Below are 24,190 nucleotides of genomic sequence, written 5' to 3' on the forward strand. Positions count from 1 at the left end.
GCGCTCAAATGAATCAAATAAATCTCTCGAACCTATCGGCTGTGGCCCTGCAAATCGGACATACCTGAGGAGGCCTCTCACGGGCGCACAGATAGCCGCAGACCCTGCAACGCCAGACTGGGTAGCCACCCTTCAGGCGGGAGGGCATGTCCGCCGCTCCAGAGGCATAGACCTCCTCCCCCGCCTTTCCTCCGGAGGCTGGGGTTATGGGGGTCGTGGACAGCTCTCCCCCCAGCTCTCCCTTTGCCGCACTCCGTCCTGAACCGGCGCCGGCCAGTCCCACCCTCCTCTCTCTAGGTGGCCGGCGCTCCAGGACGACCCTGCGCTCGATTCTTCCCTCAATCCAGTCTCTCGTGACATAGAGTGCGCAGTAGCAGGCGCCGTAATCGCTCAGGTCTGCGTCCCGATAGTCGCAGGGGCATATAATGTCTAGGTCGAGTTCCCTTCGACCGTCGGCGATACGGCACGGGCACGACGGATATCCGTAGCGCTTAATATTGGTCAGAAGGCCTTCGACGAGCGTCATCGTGTCCTCCCTGTTGGGGTTGAGGATATATCCGCCCGCGCTCGCGTCCCTCTCAAGACGCCGAAACAGCTCCTCCGCTTCTCCCATACTATCCCTCCATTAATTTAACGGCTTCCCGCCTCCCTCGAATCTGCCCCGCTCTCTTCCCTCTGCTCTTGATCGGGCCCGGTCTTCTTCCGGTCTTAAATCCATGCCCTTTCGCTTTCCCACGGCGGGGCGCTTCAGGAAATTCCTAGAGCCTCCCTGATTTTCTTCTCGTCGAATCCGACAATGCACCTCTCCCCGATGAGGAGTGTCGGGAATGAGAGGGCGGGGTTGTGCTTCTGCACTTCATTCAGAACCCTCTCCCTCTCCTCACCCTCCAACTCATCCACGTAAATATAATTATAGTCGACGCCGCTGTCCTCCAGAAGACTCCTGGTCTTTTTACACCACATGCAGGTGCTCAGCGCCCAGAGGAAAACCTTTTTGTCCTTCATCTTCCCCTCAACGTGCCTCTTCATAGAACCAATCACCCTCTGCCTCATTTCCCCCTGACCCGTCCATATCTGGCCAGGAAAGATATCAATCTTTGCCCCCTTTTCTCCAGTAGGGCTCCATGAGGTCGTCGAAGGCGGAGAGCGCCGCCACGGCCCCCGCCCCGACTGCGGTCACGATCTGCCTGACGCCGCCCGTGACGTCCCCTGCGGCGTAGACCCTCGGGATGTTGGTCCGCATGGCCTCATCGACTTTGACGAATCCATTCTCGTCCACAGTGACGCCGATTTCTCTAGCGAGCTGTGATGAGGGGACAAGGCCCACCGCGATAAATACCGCATCAACGGGTATTGTAGTAACGGCCCCGGACTTAAGGTTCTTGACACGGACGCTCTCCACCCTCTCCCGGCCCTGAATCTCCTCAACTACGGTCTCCCATAAGATGGTGCCTTTAGTGGCGGCGAAGAGATCCTGGAGCCTTTTCTGGGCGCGGAGCTTGTCCCGTCGGTGAATGATGGTCACGTCCGCCCCAAGGCTCGAGAGATATATTGCGTCGGTCAGCGCTCCATTCCCGCCGCCAACGACTGCAACGCGTTTTCCCCGGTACAGAAATCCGTCGCATGTGGCGCAGTAGCTTACCCCCCTGCCCGCCAGCCTCTCCTCTCCAGGGACCCCGAGCTTGCGATGCTCCGCACCTGTGGCTAAAATCACCGCCCTCCCCAGATACCTCCCCCTCGGCGTCAAGGCCTCGATTTTCCTCCCAACCTTTAGCTCCAGCACAGGCTCGTTCTCTATGACCTCCGCATAGTCCCTGACCTGTGCTCCAATAAGCTCCATGAGCTTGGCTCCGGGGATGTTGCGGAACCCAGGCCAGTTCTCGACAGCGGGCGTCAGGGCGACCTGACCACCGACAACTCTTTTCTCAAGTACGACGGTCTTCAGGCCGCTCCGCTCGGCGTACATTGCTGCCGTGAGCCCCGCCGGCCCGCCGCCAACTACTATTAAGTCCACCTCCCTTTCCAATGATGCAGGCCTGGGAGCCGGCGTGGGCTCCACCCACTCCTTCACGCTCAGAACCCGCTCCACAAACCTCTCTTCGGTCTGGAGACCCTTGCTCACCGTAACTCCATTGACCACCGTCTGCGGGACCCCTCCGAGATGCACCTCTCTTGCCAGGTCCGGATTCTCAAGCGCCTCCACGCACTCAGCGCTCACCAAATCCGGCTTTTCTATGGCGCATTTGAAAGCGTTCAAGACCTCGCCCGGGCAGTACGGGCACGTGGGTGTCACAAAAACCCGGATGTGCCTTTTCTCTTTCAGCCCCGCAAGAAGCTCTTTGGAGCGGGCTCCAAGTCCGCTCTCGCGCATTGATACCCTGAGAATCGTCTGAATCAGGGACCTGGCCTCCTCGCCAAGCGGAGCTCCCGTGTAGCGGATATTAAAGAGCTCAGGCTCTATAAGAACACTGGGGGATCTGCTCACATTCCATCGACGAGATTTGTCACCACCGATATCGTTGATGTTTACCATTATTTTATCTGACAGCTTTGGAAACACGGAGAGCAGTGCGACCGTCAAGTCATTAAAGGGATCATTCTCCCGAGCCTTGATAAACACATCTAGACTTACAGGCCGGCTTAACACGCTGAAGGCTTTTCTAATGGCCTCTTTGTTTTCTTCACTTATCAACTCATCTTGGCTCATTCTCTCCCCCTCCTTATTATCCCCCAACCGTTTTCGGTATTTTATGATTACGAAAGACCTAATTCACCGAACTTAATATACTGGATGTAATCCTTTGCCGTTCACCCATTAGAGGAGCAGCCAGGCGGCCTTCAATAGTATTGCATAACAAGCAACCCAACAATCAAAATCGCTAACCTCATGTATTTAAACTCATGTATTGACACATATATTTAAATGACTATTCATCCCTTATAACCATTATTATTCGAAATTTGTCTTAGAAAGTATATATATCCCACCAACATAAGAAGACTCAAGGAGCTGAACTCCGAGAGAGGTGAGGTGAAATGAAACGGATGTGGGCAACAGTGCTTGCCATGTTGATGGTCGGTGGGGCGCTAACGGGATTCGCCCTAGCGTTGGACCCTCTGGATCCTTCTGACGCTCTGAAGGACTCGGATGGGGACCAGCTGACCAACCTCCAGGAGTTCATCTACGGGACGGACCCGAACAACAGGGACACGGACAACGGCGGAGCAGATGACGGCTGGGAAGTCTATTATGACCTGAACAGGGCCTACTGGCCCGTGGGCCGGTTTGGCCATGACCAGTACGCCAGATACGACAGCGATGATGACGGCTTCCCAGATGTGAACGTCGACCCGAACTACAAGTTCGATCCGACATACATGTGGGACGAGGCCGACCTTGCGGACCAGGACGGCTGGAGCAACCTCAGGGAGTATTTTGAGGGAACCGACCCCACAAACCCGGACACCGACAGTGACGGCAGGATGGACGATGTTGACCCCCAGCCGCTGATTCCTGATGCCCAGTCCGGGCCAGGCAACGACGGCAATGGAGGTGGCCAGAATAGCGGTCAGGGCCAGGGCCAGGGTCAGGGCCAGGGTCAGGGCCAGGGTCAGGGCCAGGGCCAAGGCCAGGGCCAGGGCCAAGGTCAGGGTCAGGGCCAAGGCCAGGGCCAGGGCCAAGGTCAGGGTCAGGGCCAGGGCCAGGGTCAGGGCCAGGGCAACGGTCAGGGCCAAGGCCAGGGCCAGGGCCAAGGTCAGGGTCAGGGCCAAGGCCAGGGTCAGGGCCAAGGCCAGGGCCAGGGCCAAGGTCAGGGTCAGGGCCAAGGCCAAGGCCAGGGTCAGGGCCAGGGCCAAGGCCAGGGCCAAGGTCAGGGCCAGGGCCAAGGCCAGGGCCAGGGTAACGGACAAAACCAACAGGGTGGCCAACAGGGTGGCCAGCAGGGCCAAGGCCAGGGCCAGGGTGGCCAACAGGGCCAGGGCCAGGGCCAAGGAGGCCAAGGCCAAAACCAGAACCAAGGCCAGGGTCAGCAGAACCAAGGCCAGGGCCAGCAGGGAGGTGGAGGCCAGGGCCAGGGCAACGGTCAGAATCAGCAAGGTGGGAATCCCAACAGGCCTCCCACTCGCGTGATACTGACCTTCACCGAGGCTGGCAAATTTACCAACCCAGCGGGTACACCTGCAGTCCAGCCCGGAGCGACCTCTTGGCCGAAGGGCAAACCCTTCACCATCCGCGGCTATATACAATACTACAATGAAGGGACCGACTCGTGGATGACGATTGACTCGGCGATGGATGTGGTCGTGCAGCTCAACCAGAGTTCTGCGTCGTACAAGCTCTGGCAGGGTAAGGCTGGCACGACCGGCGACGGCTCCTTTGTCGCCTCCTGCCTCATCCCCGGCGATGCGGCCGGTGGCGTCGGGCAGATCGCCATCCATGTGCTGGGCAATACCTTCTGGGCGGAGTCATGGCTGGTTGAAGACCTCTGAGCAACTGGCCATTTCTCTTTTTTATTTTTCATTTTAAAATTTTTTATATCTTTTTCCTTTTTATATTCTCTTGCTCCGGCGCTCAGCCTTTAGACGCGCCGGGCGCCGCAGATCATCAAAGTGGCCATGGCAGCGCCCACAAGCAAAATCGACATTGCGCAGGCTGGGCTCGAGGGCACAGCGATTCTCATTGAGGCCGTCCTCGTCTCTGCGGGGTAATGAAGCGGCGATGCCTCCACAGTGAGCCTTACGGTCCTTCCTGCGGCGTCTGCAGGTATAGAGACTCTGACAGGGATCGTGGCGCTCTCGCCTGGAGCGAGCTTTCTGGTAATGTTGCCCTCGGGATAGCCTATCTTCCAGCCGTTCTCGGTCCAGGCCCAAATTTTGAATGCCGCTGCCATCGAGCCAGTATTGGTCACGGTTGCGATATATGTGTTTGCCTTACCAGCCTCAGGAATCTGTTTTTCGGTAGAGAGGGCGATGGTGAAGTTCAGCGTCCTTTCGATGCTCAGATTTAGCTTTACAGATGAATACATGCCGGCCTGGTGAAACGCAGTGACTAGAAGGGAGAAATTACCTTGGGGTGCATTGGGAGGCACAGCCAGCTCCAAGCAAACCTCCACGGCGGGAGGGTGCAGCTCGACAGGCCCGGTGCCCCTGAGTACAGAAACATTCGCGGGGAGTCCGGAGACGCTTAGCATGACCTTTCCAGAGAGGCGCTCTAAAGAATGGAGGACAAGCGAGAACTCTGCGCTCTCCTCTGAGGAGACGAGTGCGCTCGAGTTCTGGGCAGATAGGAGAATGTCCGGCTTATAGAGGCCAACTAGGCAGAGCTCACCTCCTGAAATAACTAGTGCCTCCGCTCCGTTGTGGAACGGGTCCAGCTCTCCGACCCTAGCCACATCGCAGAAACCTTCGGGAGCCCAGACCGTCTCAGATCTCCAATCGGCCCCGCTCCACCAAACGACACTCACACCGTTCCCCCCTGTGACAACCACTTCCGCACCCTCGGAGCCCGTAAGGAGGTCTCCGATAGCAACGCCCCCAAGTGGGCTTCCGGTCCTCCAGAGGATCATCCCGCCCCAGGTCCCACCGACCAGCTCGAGGAGGACGAGTTCCCCGCCCTCAGTAGAAACCAAAAGTTCACAACCGGCATGGCGGGGGTCGGCGTCTCCGTGTGCAAGCCCCGTGACCGCTGAGGGCGAGGTCCAGAGCGTCAGATTCCTCCATCCTTTTCCATCGTTGTAAACCTCAAGGAGCTGGCCGGCGGAGGTGCCTATCACCAGCTCGTCTCCGGCCCTCATCGAATCGATGTCGGCGGCAATGATGGAGCACGCGCCCGCAACCGTGTGAATTCTCCGCGACATCGCGGTGTCCTCCCCAAGGTCCACGAGCGATATTTCTCCTCCGCTATCCACCGCCGCCACTCCCCATCCCCGTCCCTCCTGACACAGCCTTCCAGCGCTCACAGCTAGCACGGGGGCGCTACATATTTGGAGGAGACGTGCAGAGACCTGACGGCCGAGCGCCGAAATCAGGTATATTGCTCCCGAGGCCTGAGCCGTTGCGACTCCCACAGCAAGTTCGAATCCATCAGAGCCGGCATCGAGCTCGCCTGTAGCGATTGAAGTAATCGAGCCATCTGCCTTCCAAGGAGTCTCCGTCCTCCATGCACAGCCCTCCATCCAAACGAGTCGGAGGCTCCCAGAATCCCCTCCTGTCACACCCTCGTCGCCAGGAACGGACGGGATGAAATCGGCCACGGCCAGAGTCGTTAGATTGCCCTCCCCCTCCAGAACAGTTTCGTGATGCCAGATGGAAACCGCGCCCTCCCGGCCGGAAGCTGCCCCGCAGAGGCGATTCATGTTCGATGCGGGAGAGAGGATGAGCAGGGCCAATAAGAGAAGGGCGAGGGCAAAGGCAATACGAGAGCCGGCCCGAATACCCGGGCCGTTGTGCTCCTCTCTGACCGTCATCAGCCGACCAATCCTCTGGGACGTATATCTGGTTTTCCAGCGCGGGCCGGAGAATGGGTCCGAAGAGGCCCTATACACTTGTGGCCTGAACGAGTCTCAGCCAGCTGAGGTCTGGCGCCTTCTTACCCTCCTTTATTTCGGAAAAGGGCACAAGTGTCATCTCCTGATTCCTGAGACCGACCATCTCGCTTTTTCTGCCTTCGAGGAGGGCCTCGACTGCCCTGACGCCGCTCCGCGTAGCGAGAACCCTGTCCCAGGCCGTCGGGTTCCCGCCCCTCTGAATGTGGCCGAGAATCGTCACCCTGTACTCAAGACCTGTGAGCTCCCTAAATTTTCTGGCAATCTCAAAGGCGCCTCCCGCCTCCTCCCCCTCGGCGACTATTACGATTGCGGAGGTCTTTCCCTTCCTCCTCCCCTCGACCAGCTCCCTCGCGGTGTCCTCTAGACTTTCTCTGACCTCCGGCAGGAACACGGCCTCCGCTCCTCCAGCGATGCCCGACCATAGGGCGATGAACCCGCTTCGCCTCCCCATAACCTCGACGAAGAAGATTCTATCATGGGATGCGGCAGTGTCGCGAATTCTGTCGATGGCGTCGACAGCTATATTGACCGCTGTGTCGAAGCCGATGGTGGTGTCGGTGCCGTAGCAGTCGTTGTCTATCGTCCCAGGGACGCCTATCACGGGTAGGCCGAACTCCTTTGTGAACTCCTCCGCTCCCCGGAATGTCCCGTCCCCTCCGATTGCGATCAGCCCATCAATGCCAGCAGCCTTCAGATTCTCAAAAGCCCTCTCCCGGCCGGCGCGCTCCATGAACTCGGGGCAGCGCGCTGTCCGCAGAATTGTTCCCCCGAGGCTTATTATTCCAGACACAGAGCGCGCGTCCATCGGCCTGAACTCACTGCGGATCATCCCCGCGTACCCGCGGAGTATCCCGATGGGCTCTAGACCGTGAAATATCGCGGCCCGCACTGCCGCCCGAATGGCGGCGTTCATACCTGGAGCGTCCCCGCCCGAGCAGAAGATTCCTACACGCTTCATCAGCTCACCCTCATTGCTCGTGAGGGAGCCCGGTAGTATTATAACCCTTCCATTGCTCATATATTGCTCATATATATTACATTCTTACATTCACTCCTACCCTCCCTTCCTGACCTATCCTTCAGCTCACGCTACACTCATATCCCCCATTTCTCATCTGCCAAATCACCATCGGCATGCCCGACAGCCCTCCACCTTGGATTCGTCCAGCGCTTCTGTGGTCACTCGAGGGGCGCTCCGCGCGCTGTGGCCTCTGCGAGCGGCGATGCCTGATTCCGCCCGGGAAATTCGGCTTCTGCCGGACCAGAGAGTTCTCCAACGGAGAGCTACTGACCCACTGCTACGGCAACCTCTCCGCCGTGGAGAGCAGGCCAATCGAGATTAAGCCCTTCTACCACTACTGGCCCGGCTCCACGGCCCTTACATTTTCAACATGGTCCTGCAACCTCGCCTGCATGTGGTGCCAGAACTACCATCTCTCCCGTACCCCTCCCTATGCCTCCAAATCCGATTATATCCCGCCCGAACGACTACTTGATGAGGCCCTTGCCAGCGGCGACTGGGGGCTTTGTGCCTCCTTTCAGGAGCCGACCCTTCTGTACGAGTACTGCGTCGACCTTTTTCCTCTGGCAAGGCAGAAGGGGCTCTACTGCTGCTTCGTCTCAAACGGCTACATGACTTCGGAGGCCCTCTCGGGGCTAGTTCGCGCTGGCCTTGATGGCTTGAAAATCGACATCAAGGGGAATCAGGAGGTTTACAGCAACCACTGTGGGCATGCGGACGCATCTGTTCCTTGGAGGAGGGCGGAGGAAGCTGTAAAGCTCGGAATTCATGTCGAAATCGTAAACCTGCTAGTCACGGACCTGAACGATAGTGAGGACGATGTGAGGGAGCTGGTGGAGGAACACCTCAGACGCCTCGGACCCAATGTGCCGCTCCACTTCACCAGATACCACCCCGCACACAGATTCACCCGACCCCCGACTCCACCGAGTAGGCTAGAGAGGGCGAGAGAGCTTGCGTTCAGGCTCGGGGTACGCTTCCCCTACGTTGGAAACTTGAGGGGCCACAGGTACGAAAGTACTTGGTGCCCGTCCTGCAAGCGTCTTCTGATTCTCCGCGAGGGCCCATGCGTTATTGAGTACAACGTAACTCCCGAGGGTAAATGCCCCAGTTGCGGCGAGCCGATACCGATAACGGGCCGGGGGGGCCCGTCGCACTTGGTCGGCCGGCTCAGACCATTCCCCCTTGACAATTAAACCTGTGGCCTGAGAAATCTCTCGAAGCCCAGGCTGTTCATCAGCTTTCTGTAACTGAGCACAGCCCTCCGGCTGTGCACACCGGTGAACGTGTGGCGGCTGTAGCGCGCCTCCTCGAAAATTGAGGTAAGGAGGTGGAGGCTGTGGAGGTCGAGCCTAAGCTTTCTCGCAAGCTCGGCTTCGTACTCCCTCACGGTCCAGGCCTCCTCTTTGGGTGCTCCCAGCCCCTCCATCTCGGAGAGCATTTTCTTGTAAACCTTGTGAATCGTCCTCCGATACCTGTCGGTCAGCCAGGAGAGGTCCGAACCGCCCTTCGCGAGGCCGGCTCTCTTCAGCGGTACACCGTACTTGTATATAATGTAATAACCGACCAACAAGGTGGCCATCACTGCTACAAGGGCGACCAGCCTGTAGATGAAAACCGGCTCTGCGCTGACCCAGGCGCTCCAGCGAGCAGGCCTGTAGTACTGCTCCCCTTTATAGAGCACCCTAAGCTCCTCCCGCGTCGAGAGCCACGGGAATTCGAGCCGAAAGACCGCTCTTCCGTTAAGGTCCGTGGCCCTGGGCTGCTTCTTGCCCATAAAAATGGCTGTGATATTGTGGCCTGCGACCGGTTCTTCCTTGTCGTCGATAAGGACCACCACTACCTCGAAGCCCCTCCCCTGCTCGATTTTCGCCGGCACCGAGACCCTTAGGGAGCTTCTGGAGTGGACCACTACGCCCGCCCTGCACACGGCGCTCTCCCTATAGCCCTCTCCAGCGTAACCGATTTCTGCCGTCGCCTCTCCAAGGTTCAACGTCAAAGGCACCTCCCCATAGATTTCGAACCCACCCGCCTCGTCGCTCCAGCCCCAGCCGCAGAGTTCCCCGTTGAGCTTCAGTGTCACCTGTGCGTGGCCGATCGGCCGGTGGAGATGGTCCTCGATGCGGCCCGAGGCCCGCACAGATTCGCCTCTAGTCAAATTCTCGGCCACTGCGGCATAGATGTATGAGGGGGAGGTGATGGGCAGGTAGGTGGTGTTGCTGGTCCCGACGTGGAGGGCGCCTCCGAAGAAGTCCACACAGAGCGCCAACATCCCCGTGGGTGTGTCGTCAGGTATTTTGAGTTGGAATCTGAAGTCCCCCGAGCTAAAGGTCACCTTCTCGACGAATTCTTCTTCGCCCGAAGGCATGGACCAGCGCACGTGGACAGTCGCCCCTCGAATGGGGCGGCCAAGGTTGTCTTTGAGGTAGCCGAGGAGCTCCGGTGAGGTCCCGACACTCAAGCTCTCTGTTGGGAGAAGAATTCTCGATGTTCCTTTTACAAGTATCTCCACCTCTCGCGAGCTCTTAACGTAATAATCGTTCCCGGCAAACGAGACTGTGAGCCTGTGGTCTCCGGCCGCGATTCTGTGCTCGGGGAGCTCGATGGTCACCACACCGCCGGCCTTAAAGACGCCGACGAGTTCGCCATCGAATGAGAGCGAGAGGCTCTCGTTGATGGCCTCGCCCTTCTCGCTCAGGAGCCCGAATTCGACGAAGAGCTGGCCTCCCGCCACGGGCTCTTGGGGAAATGTCCTGAGCTCGATGCGCACCCCTGCGGACCTGACCCTGATGACCTTAGTGGCGCAGGAGGCCAAGAGGTACTTCGAGCCATTATAGACAGCGGTGAGGCTGTAGTTACCCGGGGGGTCGCTGACCCAGAAGCTCGACTTCTGCGCGCTCTGCCCGACCCGGATTTCATCGACCTGCGAGTCGTTCCAGCACATCATAACGCTCTGCGGAGAAAGGGGTGGGAGGCCTCCCGAATCCCTCAGGGTTACGGAATAGAAGAGTTCCCCGTTCGAGACGACTTCGCCTTCTGTTTCAATGAAAAGGGTCGTGGCGGAAATCAGCGCGACGCGCTTCATCTGTTGCCAAGGCGTCTCCGATGTATATAGAATTCCTCTGTGGAAAATCGAGGCTGCTAGACCCACCGCTCTTTCTCCGACGGGCATAGCATCGGCGCTGCAGAGGAGCGAGAAGCTCCCGTCGCTCAGGGCGCGACCCCTGCCCACGAGGTTCGCTGGCTCGTCCATGAAGACAGAAACGGTGGCGCAGCCCGAGACCCCGATGGGCACGATAAGCCGGCCACAGACAGTGAAGAGCTCCCCCTTCATTATGACTTCTGGTATTACCTCAAAGTAAAAGATGATGCTCCCATTGACGACACCGATGGGCTCCTGTGTGCTCTCATTGCGAGTTGTCCCCCCTCCACCTCCCCCGACCACGATGGCGCCGCTGCCAGCGTCCCACTGCCCCACGCTCGGGTCCTTCCCTTCCGCGCCGACTACGCCCGGGACCCCCGGGAGCTCCGAATCGCTGGCCTCGAACTGGACCCACCCGAGCTCAGCGAAATGGACCTCGGCCCAGACGTGGTAGTGAGCCGCCCTAATCACCCTCTTCCCACCGAGCTGCTCCCCTAACGCGAAGCCCGTCACGAGCCTCGAGGGGACTCCGCTGTGCCTACACAAGAGGACGAAGGCCGAGGCGAACTCCAGGCTGCTGCCGCGGCGGGAGCCGAAGAGGAAGTTGTCGACCAAGTCCTCGCCTGGGGGGGCGGTGCCGGGAACCGGGTCGAACTCGCAGCTCGTCCTGAGGAAGGAGAGAATCGCCGAGACCTTCTCGTAGGGCCTCTCCAGACCCGCGGTTAGTTTTGCAGCCAGATTCCCAACCCGTGAGGGAAGGTTTTTTCCGGCGCTGCAGTAGGCAGTGCTCACCATCCTCTGGTCAATTGTGGCGTTCTTGAGAGCCTCAAGCGTCAGGGGAAAGACGAAGGTTGTGAAGTTATAGGACCTCACGACCTGCGTGGTGTGGAAGTTGAGAAGTCTGTCCAGTGAGAGGGACACGTCGGGGCGCGCCCCGTAAAGGCGGGTTGTATGGAGGGCGTTCGGCAGATAGCCCGTGCCCTCTCCATTGAACTCCACCCTAAACTCCTCCTCGGGGACCTCCTGAGGGCGCGAAACCTCCAGCTCTATCACCTCGCCGCGGTATCCGGTGCTCAGGGGCACCGGAATAGACCACGTTCCGCAGTCGTAGGTGTCAAATGTGGTGGTCCTCCAGTAGCGCGGCCTGTCGGCTGGTTCGATGAAGAATAGCGCCTGGGCGCCTCCGGAGGCTATTCTCTGGAAGCTTTCGGAGTCGAGAATGGGGGAATCGAGGTTCGTCCAAGCAGGTGCTTCGCCCGAGCCGGGCTCTCCCGGGCCCCCCGGAGGGGGAAGGCTCCCGCTATCCGGGGGAAGGACGTCAGTGCCGGGGCCGCCCGACCCAGCCGCGTCCGGGTGGGCGGGGTCGGTGCCGCCGAACAGCTCCTCTCCGTCAAGGTTGCCGTCCGCGTCTGCGTCAGCATCCCGGATGTTGTTTAGGCCATCCCCCTCGAGATCCCTGTCCGGCCTGTAACGCTGCACGAGCCGGCTCTTTACCTCGTCAGGGAACTTCCCCGCCAGCCATGGGTCTGTTTCATTGCGCTTCAGCTCGAGCTCGCTCCGCTCCGTCCAATACTCGTATTCTTCCCCGTCTCTCAGACCGTCGGCGTCGCTGTCCGGGACTAGAGGGCTGGTGCCGATTTTTCTCTCTATATTGTCGTAGAGCCCGTCACCGTCGGTGTCGGTGCCGGGCATCGTCTGCACGGGCCTTGAGGTACCAAAGGGAATCTGTAAAGAGGACCTGAAGCCCGGGAGGTGGAGGTGCGGGAAGGTCAACAGGAGCACAATGAAAACGGCCAGAGCCACCAGCGAAGGCTCTCTCAGGCTCATATGGCGGTTGAACCGGAAAATTTTCCTCGAACCCATTGAAGCCCCCGACCGTTTCCCTCGGCCCAGGAGTCAAATTAATTATAAGTTATATAAATATTTTATAATACATTTAACGAAAGATGAATTAGCTATGATCAATTCTTGTCGGCATCATTAAACCTAAAATTTATTAATATATTCCAAAATAATTGTTGCGCTATCTAATAAAAGGGCGGCTAAGAAAGGAAATGGAAAATTGTGGTGAGCCGTTTCAATGGTTTGCGATACGGAGGGCAATTGATTTCGAGGAGGGCATCATACCCAATACAACCGCTTCTATTTGAGTTTCATAACATTCACAGGCTTCTCAAAGAGAACGGATTGGCATGGGAATCGCCCAGGAAAGAGAAGCATCGGCATCGGATCTAGGACGATAGTAAAGACAGCAACTCTATTTACCACGCTCAATGAATAAAATAGGCGATGGAAATGTAATCCTCAGAAAGGACGGGACTTCGATGCTGCTCGGTGGGCGCGAGCTCTGATAAAAAGCCCCCGGTCAGACTCTTCTAGGAGCGATTAAAAAAGCCGTAGCAGCTCATGGCAAGTCCGGGGGAGGCTGGAGTGGTATTGAGCCACCATAAATTTCTAAATAGGTATTGTAACCTTAGGCTCGGGAATCACGAGAGGCTGTTTCAGGCTTTTGTTACGAAGATGGAGTATTCTAAAAGTGCAGAGAGGGGGGCCAACACATGAACTTTAATCACAATCCATTTATTTTAAATAACCCTCTTTAATCCAGATAAATCTGAGTAATCTAAGGCAGGGAAGAGGTCAGTCCTAGCCGTTCTTTTTAATTTTAATGAGGTCCCCGAGAGTGAGGCCGCGCCTAGGACCCGGGGGCGGGGGTGCAACGGAGGTCGGCCTCTCCCTCAATTTAATGCCCAGAACCCTCTCGAGCTTCCGGGCCAGAGCGTCATCGGGCCTCATCTCGCCGGCCTCCAGCTTCAGTATCACGCTCTTCTTCTCATTTGCCCTCTTACCGAGCTCCTCGGGCGTCCAGCCAAGCCTCTCGCGTGCGCGTCGAATTCTTTGGGAATAGTCGGCCACGAGCTCCTCCATGGGTTCCTGAAAAATGTCCCTAGGCTGGCTCCGCTTCTCGCGTTTCTCGAGCGCCTCCGCCACGTGAAGAGGGATGTTGCTCTTCTTAGGCTTTGGGGACCGTTCGACCCCAAAGCGGGCGCACTCAGGACAGACATTCAGTTCTGAACCCTCGATAAGCACAGTCCTCAGCTGCTGGCTTTCCCTCCCGCAAACCTCGCAGAGCACTACCGACCCGGGACCCAATCGGGGATGTGGGATATAACTCTTGGCGGTGGTGGGGTAGGGTGGGTGTAGCAAACAATAAATAGGGAGAGCCTAATAGTGATACCTCCGACGAAAGGTGAGCCCGATGGGTGAGCGAGAGGAGGCAAGCGACAGCGGCCCGGACCTGTCCCACTACTTAGCCGATCGCATCTCTGCTCTGGAGAGCAAGAACGCCCAGCTCATGGAGGATGTCCGGCGCGCAGAGAGCGAGAGGCGCTATGTAGAGAACGAGCTCCTCCGTCTCCAGAAGGAGATCAAGAGGCTCAGGGTCGAGCTGGAGCGCCTTAAGACCCCGCCCCTGATTGTGGGCTATGTGCGGGACGTCCTCGAGGATGGCCGGGTCGTGATTCGGAGCAGCACTGGACCCGACTTCATAGTGTTTGCCGCTGACTACATTGACCGGAAGAAGCTCATCCCCGGCACAAGAGTGTCGATGAATAAGCAGACCCTCTCGATAATGGGCATCCTTCCGGCGTCAAAGGACCCCCTCGTCGCCAGCGGTGAGGTCATAGAGAAGCCCGGGGTATCATATGAGGACATCGGCGGACTGCTCGAGCAAATTCGCGAGATAAAAGAGTGTGTCGAGTATCCTCTGACGAGGCCCGAGCTATTTAAAAAGGTTGGCATCGAGCCTCCGAAGGGCGTCCTCCTTATCGGTCCCCCAGGAACAGGAAAGACCCTCTTGGCCAAGGCCGTCGCCCAACAGACCAACGCTACATTCATCAGACTCGTCGGCTCCGAGCTAGTCCAGAAGTACATCGGCGAGGGCGCGAGACTTGTCAGAGAGCTATTCGAGCTAGCGCGGGAGAAAGCGCCGAGCATTCTCTTCATTGACGAGCTCGATGCTATCGGAGCGAAAAGGCTCGAAATCGCAACTTCAGGGGACCGTGAGGTGCAGAGGACGCTGATGCAACTCCTCGCCGAGATGGATGGCTTCGACCCCATAGGCGACGTCAGAATAATCGCCGCAACCAACAGGGTCGACATTCTGGACGAAGCTCTGCTCAGGCCGGGCAGGTTTGACCGAATTATCGAAATTCCCATTCCCAACCTGGAAGCCAGGCTCGAGATATTCAAAATCCACACCCGGAGAATGAATATCGAGCAGGGTGTGGACTTCCTCTCGCTCGCCCAGAAATGCGAGGGGGCCACGGGAGCCGATATCAAGGCAATCTGTACCGAGGCTGGGATGTTTGCGATAAGAGACAACCGCGACAGGGTGACTCAGCGCGACTTCGACCAGGCGCTCGAGAAGCTCCTTCGCGGCTCTACGGTCAAGTGGAACGAGGCCGGCGTGATGTTCGCCTAAATAACATCCCAATCCCAAACGTGGGTCCTAGGGCAGAGAGATGGAGAGGCAGGGACTGTAGAAAGGGGACCTGGAGGGATAGAAAGAAGAGCTGCCTGTGGGCGTCGTGGCCCAGGAACTAGAGGAGACCTATCGCGGCCTGTCGCGTGTCGGTCTGTCTCAAGGGAATTATGGCAGGAGGGTGAAACGCCGTGAAACTAATTGGGGGTGGGGGTAGCGAGGAGGGAGATGCGGAGCGCGCGAATGGAAAGGAAGGGAGAAGAGCGGAGGCGGAGAGGAGGCGAAGGCTGGAGGGAGCAAGCAACGGCGGAGCCCGCCACCTCGTGGAGATATATGCCCACAACGCCGTACTCGAGGTAATTCAGAGGGCGCGGGATGCGGTGAGGGCAGAGCGGGGGAGGTTTTATCTGCCGTCGAAGTTCATGGACGAGTTGATTCTGGAGTGTGAGGGCTGGATTCTGGAGAGGGGCGCGGAGGAAGCCGAGCGACGCGCCCGGGAGAGAATGCTTGCCATTCTCACCGAAAGGGAGCGGCTGAAGAGGGAGGAGGACGAGAGGAAGGTCCGCCTGAGACTCCCTCAAGAGCAGGCGGAGACGGGCAACAAGGCTCACAATAAGGTCCAGAGCAGCACGAACGCCCCTGCGGCGAGGCAGTAGGGTCCGAACCACTGAAATCCCCTTCTCCTCACCACCCATGTCAGAAAGCCCAAGGTGAGGTAGCCGACCACGACCGCCACCGCCGTTCCGAGGAGGGCCGGGAGAAGTGGAGTACCGCTCTCGTGCGCCAGGTCCGGGAGGCGCAGGATGAGGGCGCCCGAGACCGCCGGGAGATAGAGGAGAAAGGAGAGGCGCGCTGCAGTCTCCCCTTCGACTCCGCCCAGAAGCCCCGTCCCTATCGTCCACCCCGACCTGGAGAAGCCGGGAAGGACCGCCAGACCCTGGGCAATTCCCATGACCAGAGCATCCGTCGCACCGAGCTCCAAAACGCCTCGCCCCCGGGTCTCTCGCCCCGGCCGGACGCGCGTGAGGATGAGGAGGACGCCCGTCAGAAGAAAGCCCAACCCGACCAGAGTCAGATGAGTGAAAAGGCTGCCACCGATTGCGTAATTGAACAGGAGGCCGATGAGGGCCGTCGGTATGGTGCCTACGGCGACCAGTGCGGCCATCCTTCGGCCTGCGCTCCTCCGCGCCGCACGCCTGAGGCCCTCCCCACGCCCGAGGGCCTTGGCCAGCTCCAGCCCCCCTCTCAACGCCTCCAAGACCTCCATTCTGAAGAACACGAGAATCACAAAAAGCGTGCCGAAGTGAAGGAACACATCCACAATAAAGGGGACCTCTCCCAGCCAGTGCTGGGCAAGGGCGAGGTGGCCGGAGCTGCTTACGGGAAGCCACTCCGTGAGGCCCTGAATCAGGCCCAGAAAAATAGCCTCAAGCCAATCCACGCCCAAGACACCCTCGACGTGACTAATAAACCCTCCCAAGAAACATTGATATACGGGTCCCCCCATCGTCACCCGTACGGTGAGATAATGGCACTTTGGCAGGGAAGGTCGAGGCGCAAACCGACAGGAGGTATGTATCACCCATTCCGGAAAAAGAGGAAAACCGAGATAGGCAGGGAAGTCCAATTGGCCACGATAGGTGCAACGAAAACCAAGAAGGTGAGGGTGAGAAGCGCCCATTATAAAATCAGGGTCTTACAGGGTGATACAGTCAACTTGCTAGACCCGAAAACGAAGAATGTCCAGAGGGTCAAGATTCTCACAGTGCTAGAAAATCCCGCCAACCCCCACTACGTCCAGCGCAACATCATCACCAAAGGTGCAATTCTCAAAACGGAACTCGGGCGAGCCCGCGTGACATCGAGGCCTGGCCAGCACGGGGTCCTCAACGCGGTCTTGATTGAGTGAGTCCCAGAGAACGTGAGGAGGGGGCGGCACGCCTTCCCGGAAAGAGGGGCTGCTTGTTCTGTATCCCGAGTACTTCGACGCCACTCTGAGTAGGCGGGAAGGCCGGAGGGTGCCAAGAAAGCTGGCGAAGGAGCGTCCCACGGTTCAACAGATTTTGATGGCCGCGCGCTCAACAGACCCCTCTCTAGAACCCCGAGTGGAGGAACGCGCAGCCTTCCCCGGTCGTTGGTGGGCTCAGGGAGGAAGAGTGCTTGTGAGAAAGAAGCATGCCAAGCAAAAACTTCTAAAAATAATTGCACAAAAACTCTAAAAGAAAGTCTACGGCAAATGTCGAAACTATCATTTAACAATATGCGAAAAGAGAAGCGCTATCTTTATATCCATGTATGATTTTTTATGAAACTGTGATTTCCCATTGAGGGAATCATAATAATCAGAAAGAGCGAAAAAGGTGAGGGATATGAATGTGAAGGTACGGAAAGGAGCGACGCTGCTGGTGACGCTAGGTTTTCTTTTCAGCGTCCTGGTGGCGATGGGAGCGCCCTCGGGAGCGTCCTCAGCTAGGGCAGGTAACTTTGACCTCTCCATTGCCTATAAAAATGCAGAAAATAGCTCCGTAACAGAGGGTGCGGTTGGGGTGCTTGTCAAAATAGAGGTCACCGTTGGAATAGCGGCCGGCGGAACGAACGTGAACCAACTCATCGTGACACTCTTCATTAACGACCAACAGTACGGAACGCCGGAGGGGCCTTTCCCCCTAAGCTCCCCCAACACCAAAACGGTGACTTGGGAGTGGACCCCGGACACCTACGGCGACTTCCACATTAAAGTCACGGCAATAAACGACGACGACCAACAGACCCTAACCGATAAGGAAGACACTTTCACCGTGCGGGGATCGGATCTCAAGTTGGGCGAGGTCACGGTATCCCCAGGAGAGGCTGTAATCGGGATTGACGAGGTCACCATCACAGCCAGGGTCTCGAACTCCGGGAACGCCGATGGGATAGCCAACGTCACCTTCAAGCTTGATGGTACGCTGTTAGTGGGCAACAACGAGACCACCATTCCCGCAAGCAGCCACAAAGACGTGATACTCGTCACCACATTCGAGGGTTTACGGATTGAGGACGGGGAGCATTATATAACAGCCGTACTGAACGGACAAACCAATAACTCTCCACCGTTCTCGCTCGCCAACCCAAGGCCAGACATCCAGTTGAAGCAGGAACCCACTGCGGAGCCGCAGGAGGTCACCATTACTAAAGGGGCTGAGGTCAATGTCACCATCACGGCAGTCCTGACAAACGCTGGGAATGTGCCGGCGGTGGACTTCCAGGTCAGCTTCTATGTAGACGACACACTTGCCCCGGCGGCAACGGTCACCATAACAGAGGCGGTAGAGCCGAACGGCACCAAAAGCGTTGAGTGGAACTGGCTAGTCACCGACGCAACCCCTCTGGGCAACCACACGATCTACGTAGGTGTGGGCAGCCAGACCGACTGGCCCTACTGGGCTTCTGTCAACATCACTGTCAGGGGTGAGGCTCATCTCTTTATCCAGAACCTGACGGTCTTCCCGGAGGCCGAGTTCGAGGGAAGCACGGTCACGATAACCGCGACTGTTGCAAACGACGGTACCGCGGACGCTGTTGATGTCCCCGTGACCTTCATCGTCGGGACTGAGACCGTTGAAACCAAGAACGTGACGGTTCTCAAGGGCGCCATAGAGAATGTGGTGTTCACATGGACTCTCCCAGAGGTCGAGGCAGACACCGAATTAACTGTCAAGGTCGCGGTTGCTGGTTTCGAGAGGTCGGCCAACCTGACGGTGAAAAACAGAACACCCGTGATAAACATTACGGACTTCGTCGTGCCAGCCGAGCTTAGAATCGGCGATGAGGTAGAGTTCAGAGCAACCATCAAGAACGAGGGCTCGGGCGACGCCATTGAGCTCCTGGTCGAGTTCTTCGACGGCACCACCAAGCTCACCAACACAACCATAAATCTGACCGCAGGCTCTACAAAGGACGTTGTGGTTATCGTGAATATCACGGGAATAGGCGACGTCAACCACACTTTCTACGTGAAGGCCTTGGGCGCCGAGAAGAACGTGACGGTGCTGGTGGGGCACAAGCTCGCCCCTGCGAACATCATAATAACTGGCTTCACTGTGAAGCCGAAGAAGAAGGAGGGGCAGCCCAAGGACAGCACCCAGAGCTACACGTTGACGATCACCCTAAAGAACACGGGAGAGCTTCCAGGAACGGTGGTGCTCAACGTCACCGAGGGAAAGAAGCTCCTGACCCCCATCCCCATCACCCTCCATATCGAGGGTGGCAAGGAATTCATCCAGAACATCACCTGGAAGGTCAAGGGTGAAGGGAAGCACACCGCGGTGGCGACCATATCCGGCGATGCGGCTGGTTCGCCCAGCACGAAGAGCGTCTCATGCGAGCTGCACTACACACCGGGCTTCGAGGCGCTACTGCTCGTAGCTGCAATAGTGGTGGCTGCGGCGATGATAAGGCGGAGAAAGAAGTAGCACACCTCTTTCTCCTTTTTTTCTTTTTCTCTTTTCTATCTTTCTTCGGGCATTTTTACTTTACTGACAGCCCCTTCTCCCCCACCCCTTGAAATTCTACCCTTCCCGACTCTCCTCCAGCCGGGCAGTGTAGAGCTCACTGGATGATGGCTTCTGCCGGGGGCCGGCTTCTGCTCTGCCCGCCGCGCTAACAACGTTGGCCATGAGCATCGCTACTGTCATGGGCCCGACACCGCCCGGCACCGGTGTGATCGCGGATGCTCTTTCCCTTACCGCCTCGAAGTCGACGTCGCCGACCAACTTTGTACCTCCCAGTGAGGCCGGGTCGGGGACCCGGTTTACGCCAACGTCGATTACCACTGCCCCCTCCTTAACCATGTCGGCCCTGATGGCTCTAGGTCTACCCATCGCCGCTACCAGGATATCGGCCTGACGCGTTATTGAGGCTAGGTCCCGGGTGGCAGTGTGGCAGACAGTCACAGTCGCGTTGGCCCCTTTCCTCTTTTGCATCAGGAGGCAGGCCAGAGGCTTTCCCACGATGTTGCTCCGGCCGCATATGACGACATGTTTCCCCTCAGGGCTGTTTCCAGAGCGGACGAGGAGTTCCTGCACTCCAGCGGGAGTGGCCGGAACAAACAGGGGGTCTCCAGCGACCAATCTTCCCATGTTGAAGGGATGGAAGCCGTCGACGTCCTTGTCCGGCGAAACCGCCTCCAGAACCCTCTTTTCATCAATCTGGGTCGGGAGGGGCAGTTGCACTAGAATTCCGTGGAACCTTGAGTCGCTATTGAGTGTGGCGATGAGTCTGAGAAGCTCAACCTCGCTTGTCGCCTCCGGCAGCCTGAATGTCTTCTCAATAATCCCCAGCTCTGCACAGGCCCTCTCCTTTGTCCTCACATATAAATCGGAGGCGGGGTCCCTCCCAACAAGAATCACCGCGAGGCCCGGTCTAATTCCCCTCTCACCCAGAGCCACCAGCTCCCCCTTGAGAAGGGTTTTTATCCGCTCGCTGTGCTCTTTCCCCGAAAGAATTTTAGCGGTCACGGCACTATCCCTGCCCCTCTCCCTTTGGGGGGAGGATTCTGACCCTCCTCCCCTCAACGACCAGCCTCCCCTCCGAGAAAAGCTGTATCGCCATCGGGTAGGCCCTGTGTTCCTGTTCCAGAATCCGGGCGGCGAGCGTCTCGGGCGTGTCGTCCTCCCTCACCCTAACAGGTATCTGGACGATTATCGGGCCGGTATCCACCCCCTCATCAACGAAGTGGACGGTGCACCCGGAGACCTTCACGCCATACTCGAGCGCCTGTCTCTGCGCATTCTCTCCTGGGAAGGAAGGGAGTAGGGCGGGGTGTATGTTCATGATTCTGTTTCTGAAGCGCCGTATGAAATAGGGGGAGAGGATGCGCATGAACCCCGCTAGGCAGACCAGCTCCACCCCCCTCTTCTCCAGCTCGTCGCCCACCTCCTTCTCGAAATCCTCTCTTGGCCGGCCCTTCGATGGAATATAGAGGGCCTCTATTCCGTGCCTCCTCGCCCTCTCAAGGCCTAGGGCGTCGGCCTTGTTGCTGATGACCACCGAGATACGCGCGTCGAGCTCTCCCCTCTCCGTTGCGTCTATAATCGCCTGGAGATTGGAGCCCCGGCCCGATATCAAAACCCCTAGATTGAGCACACCCGCACCCCCACACAGAATTACATTCCAAATCCATCCATTTTGCGGTTAGCTACTCAGTGCCTGAAGCTCCTCAGGCCAGAGAAAACCATGGCGATTCCTCGCTCGTTCGCCGCAGCAATGACCTCGCCGTCCCTTATGCTCCCACCCGGCTGAAGGATGGCGGTCACTCCGGCGGCGGCAGCCTCGTCCACTCCATCACGGAAGGGGAAAAAGGCGTCGGAGGCGAGCACGCTGCCCTTTATTCTATCCCCGCCCTTTCTCACAGCGATGGCAACGCTGTCGACGCGGCTCTGCTGGCCCGCGCCGATTCCTGTCGTCACGAGGCCTCTAGCGAAAACGACTGCGTTGGATTTAGCGTGCTTCACGACTACCCTAGCAAAGAGGAGATCCCTGAGTTCCTCCTCGGAGGGGCGCCTCTCCGTCACCACTCTGAGGTCGGAGGCGCTGAGCAGCGCGTGGTCCCTCTCCTGAACCAAATATCCGCCAACGATGCGCTTCACGTCAATCCTATCCCTGAACGCCGGCGCCTCAAGCGGGCCGACCCTGAGAAGCCTCAGGTTCTTTTTCCTGCTCAGGACTTCCAGAGCCCCCTCCTCGAAGTCAGGCGCGACGACAGCTTCGATAAAGGTGGAGGCTATCTGCTCTGCCGTGGGTCGGTCGCAGACCCTATTCAGAGCTACAACCCCTCCGAAGGCTGACCTGGGGTCCGCCGCGTGGGCCTCTCGATAAGCCTCTGATATCGACGGCCTGACCGCGGCCCCGGAGGGGCTGGTGTGCTTCACGATGGTCGCTGCCGGCTCTGAAAACTCTTTGACCAACTCGAGCGCGGCGTCTAGGTCTAAATAATTATTGAAGGAGAGGAGCTTACCCTGGAGCACCTCGCCGAACGCGGCGCAAGGCTCCCGCCTGACCGGGTCGCGATAGAAGGCGGCCCTCTGATGCGGGTTCTCTCCGTACCTGAGCTCCAGCGCTTTTGACGCGCTTAGGCAGATTCTCTGCGGAAAAAGCTCCTCGAAGCCCATCAATCGGGGCAAGAGGGAATAAATGGCAGCGTCGTAGGCGGCGGTGTGAGCGAAAGCCTCTAGTGCCAGCCTCCTCCGGGTCTCGAGCGAGACCCGGCCCGTCCTCCTGAGCTCGTCAATGACCGCCGGATAGGCCTCCGGAGAGCAAATAGGAACGACCGCTTCGAAGTTTTTTGCGGCGGCGCGCAGCATCGCCGGGCCCCCAATGTCTATGTTCTCAATGGCCTCTTCGAGGGTGCAGCCGGGCGCTACGGCCGTTTTCTCGAAGGGATACAGGTTGACCGCGACCAGATCCACTTTCCTGATGCCCCTCCTCTCGAGTTCGGCGACATGCTCCTTTACGTCCCTGCGGGCCAGAATTCCCGCGTGAACCGCCGGGTGAAGGGTCTTGACCCTCCCGTCCAGAATCTCCGGGAAGCCTGTTATGTCTGAGACGGAGAGGACCTTAAGACCCGCCTCCCTGAGGACAGTGAGCGTGCCGCCCGTGGAGACGAGCTCAGCCCCGAGCGCCGACAGCTCGCGAGCGAACCCGACCACACCCCTTTTGTCCCAGACGCTGATGAGGGCCAGCTTGACCTCGCGATCGCTCATGGTGTCCTGACAGCGAATAGGGGCGGGCGAAATAAAGATTTGGTAGAGGGGGCGTGGGGCATTGGAACGGCAAGCCGCCGGCCTCCGCGCTCCAGCCTCGGCCAGCCGCTACCCTGCCTTAACACTGGTCACACTCCCCACGAGCTCCCTCCCGCGCAACATCTCCTTTCTGCGCCTGATTATCCCGAGAGAAACTTTCTGCTGATCAATGTTGGCCATCATCCTGGGTAGGAGAATTAGTTTCTTCATAGCCCCAATCGCACCCGGGAACCGGCTGTCATAAAGCTCCTCCCACCTGAAATGCTCTTCGACATTTGCGTAACAACCGAACAGCAGGAGGTTGTATCGACCGATGTTGGCCAGGAGGGCGATGGGAATGCTCGGATCCGTCTTAATTGCATTGAGGAGCTTATCCATTGATTTTCTGACCTCCATAAGATAATAAACCAGAATATAATCAGGCGGCACGAAGAACTTAGGAAACCTACATACCGGGGGACCGATGATTCTGGCCTCGAGCATCTCTTTGATTCTTCGCTCAATTGTCCTCCGATGGACGCCGAGCTTCTGGGCTAGAAGGTTCTCATTAGTCCTTATTCCCTCACCGAAGGTCAGCTTTTTCAGGATATTGAAGCAAATGCTGCTCAATTTGAGGCCGTTCAGGGTTACGGTCTCTCCCCGACTTATCCGCTCTTCTATATTGATTACAGGCGAGTGGGGCTGGTATTTTATCATGTGCTGGTTACTAAACATCATTGCGTCTCCAGGGTATCGAGTCTCTCTAGGTGGGATGAGGTTCTCGGCAACAATCCTTTTCCTCCACTCCCCATAGGTGAACAGATTCTCGAAGAATTCGATAAGAAAGGTATTGTACTCCCCGTCTCGAACATAGAATGCAGCAAAGATGTGTTCATCTTCCTTCAGAAAACGCTCGATTTTTTCCTCCCGGGGAAGGTCGGCCCTCACGGTGATCATCAGGGGATACTCCTGATATATCCAAAGAAAAGGATAGACAGGTGGATTCAGTATCTCGTGCCCGAAGAGCTCCCTGAGATGGTTTTTGATGGTGTTTCGGTGCTTGCTGAACATTGAGGCTAGGGCGCTAATGTTGACCTCCACCCCCGAGCCGGAGCAGAGGTTCTCGAGGATGTCCAGGTTCAGGATGTCTTCAAGCAATTCAGACATAATAAAAGGTATAAATGTCACTTATAATAATATTTCGCTTAAATTTTATCATTATATATCTATTTATTAAAC

19 protein-coding genes are annotated in these 24,190 nt (G+C 57.7%); 7 read left to right on the forward strand and 12 right to left on the reverse strand.

What is annotated here, in order from left to right:
* Nucleotides 1–13: 13 nt before the first annotated feature.
* The 3 genes from QW379_00925 to QW379_00935 form a co-directional block, all read right to left on the reverse strand.
* Nucleotides 14–613 (reverse strand): ferredoxin-thioredoxin reductase catalytic domain-containing protein, encoded by a 600-nt coding sequence (locus tag QW379_00925; protein ID MEM2868973.1) that lies wholly within the window; start codon nucleotides 611–613, stop codon nucleotides 14–16.
* 134 nt (nucleotides 614–747) lie between these two features.
* A complete protein-coding gene (locus QW379_00930) occupies nucleotides 748–1,053 on the reverse strand; it encodes a glutaredoxin family protein (protein ID MEM2868974.1) in 306 nt (101 codons plus the stop codon).
* A gap of 37 nt (nucleotides 1,054–1,090) precedes the next feature.
* Nucleotides 1,091–2,707: an FAD-dependent oxidoreductase gene (locus QW379_00935; protein MEM2868975.1), complete on the reverse strand. Its 1,617-nt coding sequence runs from the start codon at nucleotides 2,705–2,707 to the stop codon at nucleotides 1,091–1,093.
* Nucleotides 2,708–3,517: 810 nt separating this feature from the next.
* Between QW379_00935 and QW379_00940 the strand changes: the two genes are divergently transcribed.
* Complete coding sequence (locus QW379_00940; protein ID MEM2868976.1) at nucleotides 3,518–4,129, forward strand: hypothetical protein; 612 nt, start codon at nucleotides 3,518–3,520, stop codon at nucleotides 4,127–4,129.
* Nucleotides 4,126–4,488 carry a hypothetical protein gene (locus tag QW379_00945; GenBank protein MEM2868977.1) on the forward strand — a complete coding sequence of 121 codons (363 nt, stop codon included), beginning with the start codon at nucleotides 4,126–4,128 and terminating at the stop codon, nucleotides 4,486–4,488. Before QW379_00940 ends, QW379_00945 begins: the two co-directional genes overlap by 4 nt.
* Nucleotides 4,489–4,577: 89 nt before the next feature.
* Here QW379_00945 and QW379_00950 read toward each other — a convergent pair whose 3' ends face one another.
* Together QW379_00950 and pfkA are read right to left on the reverse strand one after the other, a co-directional pair.
* Entirely contained in the window at nucleotides 4,578–6,464 is a 1,887-nt protein-coding gene (locus tag QW379_00950) for a hypothetical protein (GenBank protein ID MEM2868978.1), read from the reverse strand.
* Nucleotides 6,465–6,534: 70 nt separating this feature from the next.
* A complete protein-coding gene (gene pfkA / locus QW379_00955) occupies nucleotides 6,535–7,503 on the reverse strand; it encodes a 6-phosphofructokinase (protein MEM2868979.1) in 969 nt (322 codons plus the stop codon).
* Between the two features lie 176 nt (nucleotides 7,504–7,679).
* Here pfkA and amrS point away from each other — a divergent pair, with 176 nt between their 5' ends.
* Nucleotides 7,680–8,762, forward strand: coding sequence for an AmmeMemoRadiSam system radical SAM enzyme (amrS, locus tag QW379_00960; protein MEM2868980.1), 1,083 nt, complete (start codon nucleotides 7,680–7,682; stop codon nucleotides 8,760–8,762).
* Here the strand turns inward: amrS and QW379_00965 are convergent.
* Nucleotides 8,759–12,535, reverse strand: coding sequence for a transglutaminase domain-containing protein (locus QW379_00965; GenBank protein ID MEM2868981.1), 3,777 nt, complete (start codon nucleotides 12,533–12,535; stop codon nucleotides 8,759–8,761). The genes amrS and QW379_00965 overlap by 4 nt on opposite strands.
* An 819-nt stretch (nucleotides 12,536–13,354) precedes the next feature.
* Nucleotides 13,355–13,861, reverse strand: a complete 507-nt coding sequence (locus tag QW379_00970; GenBank protein MEM2868982.1) for a multiprotein bridging factor aMBF1 — start codon at nucleotides 13,859–13,861, stop codon at nucleotides 13,355–13,357.
* A 106-nt stretch (nucleotides 13,862–13,967) separates the two neighbouring features.
* Here QW379_00970 and QW379_00975 point away from each other — a divergent pair, with 106 nt between their 5' ends.
* Nucleotides 13,968–15,191 carry a proteasome-activating nucleotidase gene (locus QW379_00975; protein MEM2868983.1) on the forward strand — a complete coding sequence of 408 codons (1,224 nt, stop codon included), beginning with the start codon at nucleotides 13,968–13,970 and terminating at the stop codon, nucleotides 15,189–15,191.
* 191 nt (nucleotides 15,192–15,382) lie between these two features.
* Nucleotides 15,383–15,847: a hypothetical protein gene (locus tag QW379_00980; GenBank protein MEM2868984.1), complete on the forward strand. Its 465-nt coding sequence runs from the start codon at nucleotides 15,383–15,385 to the stop codon at nucleotides 15,845–15,847.
* Here the strand turns inward: QW379_00980 and QW379_00985 are convergent.
* Nucleotides 15,799–16,632, reverse strand: coding sequence for an undecaprenyl-diphosphate phosphatase (locus QW379_00985; protein MEM2868985.1), 834 nt, complete (start codon nucleotides 16,630–16,632; stop codon nucleotides 15,799–15,801). The genes QW379_00980 and QW379_00985 overlap by 49 nt on opposite strands.
* A gap of 87 nt (nucleotides 16,633–16,719) precedes the next feature.
* On the opposite strand from QW379_00985, the gene QW379_00990 reads away from it, so the two are divergent.
* Nucleotides 16,720–17,100, forward strand: a complete 381-nt coding sequence (locus tag QW379_00990) for a 30S ribosomal protein S8e (protein MEM2868986.1) — start codon at nucleotides 16,720–16,722, stop codon at nucleotides 17,098–17,100.
* Nucleotides 17,101–17,560: 460 nt separating this feature from the next.
* The gene (locus QW379_00995; protein MEM2868987.1) at nucleotides 17,561–19,645 is read left to right on the forward strand and encodes a CARDB domain-containing protein; all 2,085 of its coding nucleotides are present in this window, start codon (nucleotides 17,561–17,563) and stop codon (nucleotides 19,643–19,645) included.
* 96 nt (nucleotides 19,646–19,741) lie between these two features.
* On the opposite strand, the gene folD is transcribed toward QW379_00995, so the two are convergent.
* The 4 genes from folD to QW379_01015 form a co-directional block, all read right to left on the reverse strand.
* Nucleotides 19,742–20,689: a bifunctional methylenetetrahydrofolate dehydrogenase/methenyltetrahydrofolate cyclohydrolase FolD gene (folD, locus tag QW379_01000; protein ID MEM2868988.1), complete on the reverse strand. Its 948-nt coding sequence runs from the start codon at nucleotides 20,687–20,689 to the stop codon at nucleotides 19,742–19,744.
* A 4-nt stretch (nucleotides 20,690–20,693) separates the two neighbouring features.
* Nucleotides 20,694–21,317 (reverse strand): phosphoribosylglycinamide formyltransferase, encoded by a 624-nt coding sequence (gene purN, locus QW379_01005; GenBank protein MEM2868989.1) that lies wholly within the window; start codon nucleotides 21,315–21,317, stop codon nucleotides 20,694–20,696.
* Between the two features lie 56 nt (nucleotides 21,318–21,373).
* Nucleotides 21,374–22,933 carry a bifunctional phosphoribosylaminoimidazolecarboxamide formyltransferase/IMP cyclohydrolase gene (purH, locus tag QW379_01010; GenBank protein ID MEM2868990.1) on the reverse strand — a complete coding sequence of 520 codons (1,560 nt, stop codon included), beginning with the start codon at nucleotides 22,931–22,933 and terminating at the stop codon, nucleotides 21,374–21,376.
* Between the two features lie 108 nt (nucleotides 22,934–23,041).
* A complete protein-coding gene (locus QW379_01015; GenBank protein ID MEM2868991.1) occupies nucleotides 23,042–24,139 on the reverse strand; it encodes a hypothetical protein in 1,098 nt (365 codons plus the stop codon).
* Nucleotides 24,140–24,190: the final 51 nt, after the last annotated feature.

The organism is Thermoplasmata archaeon (genome assembly GCA_038851035.1).
In the GTDB taxonomy this organism is placed as follows: Archaea; Thermoplasmatota; DTKX01; order VGTL01; family VGTL01; genus JAWCLH01.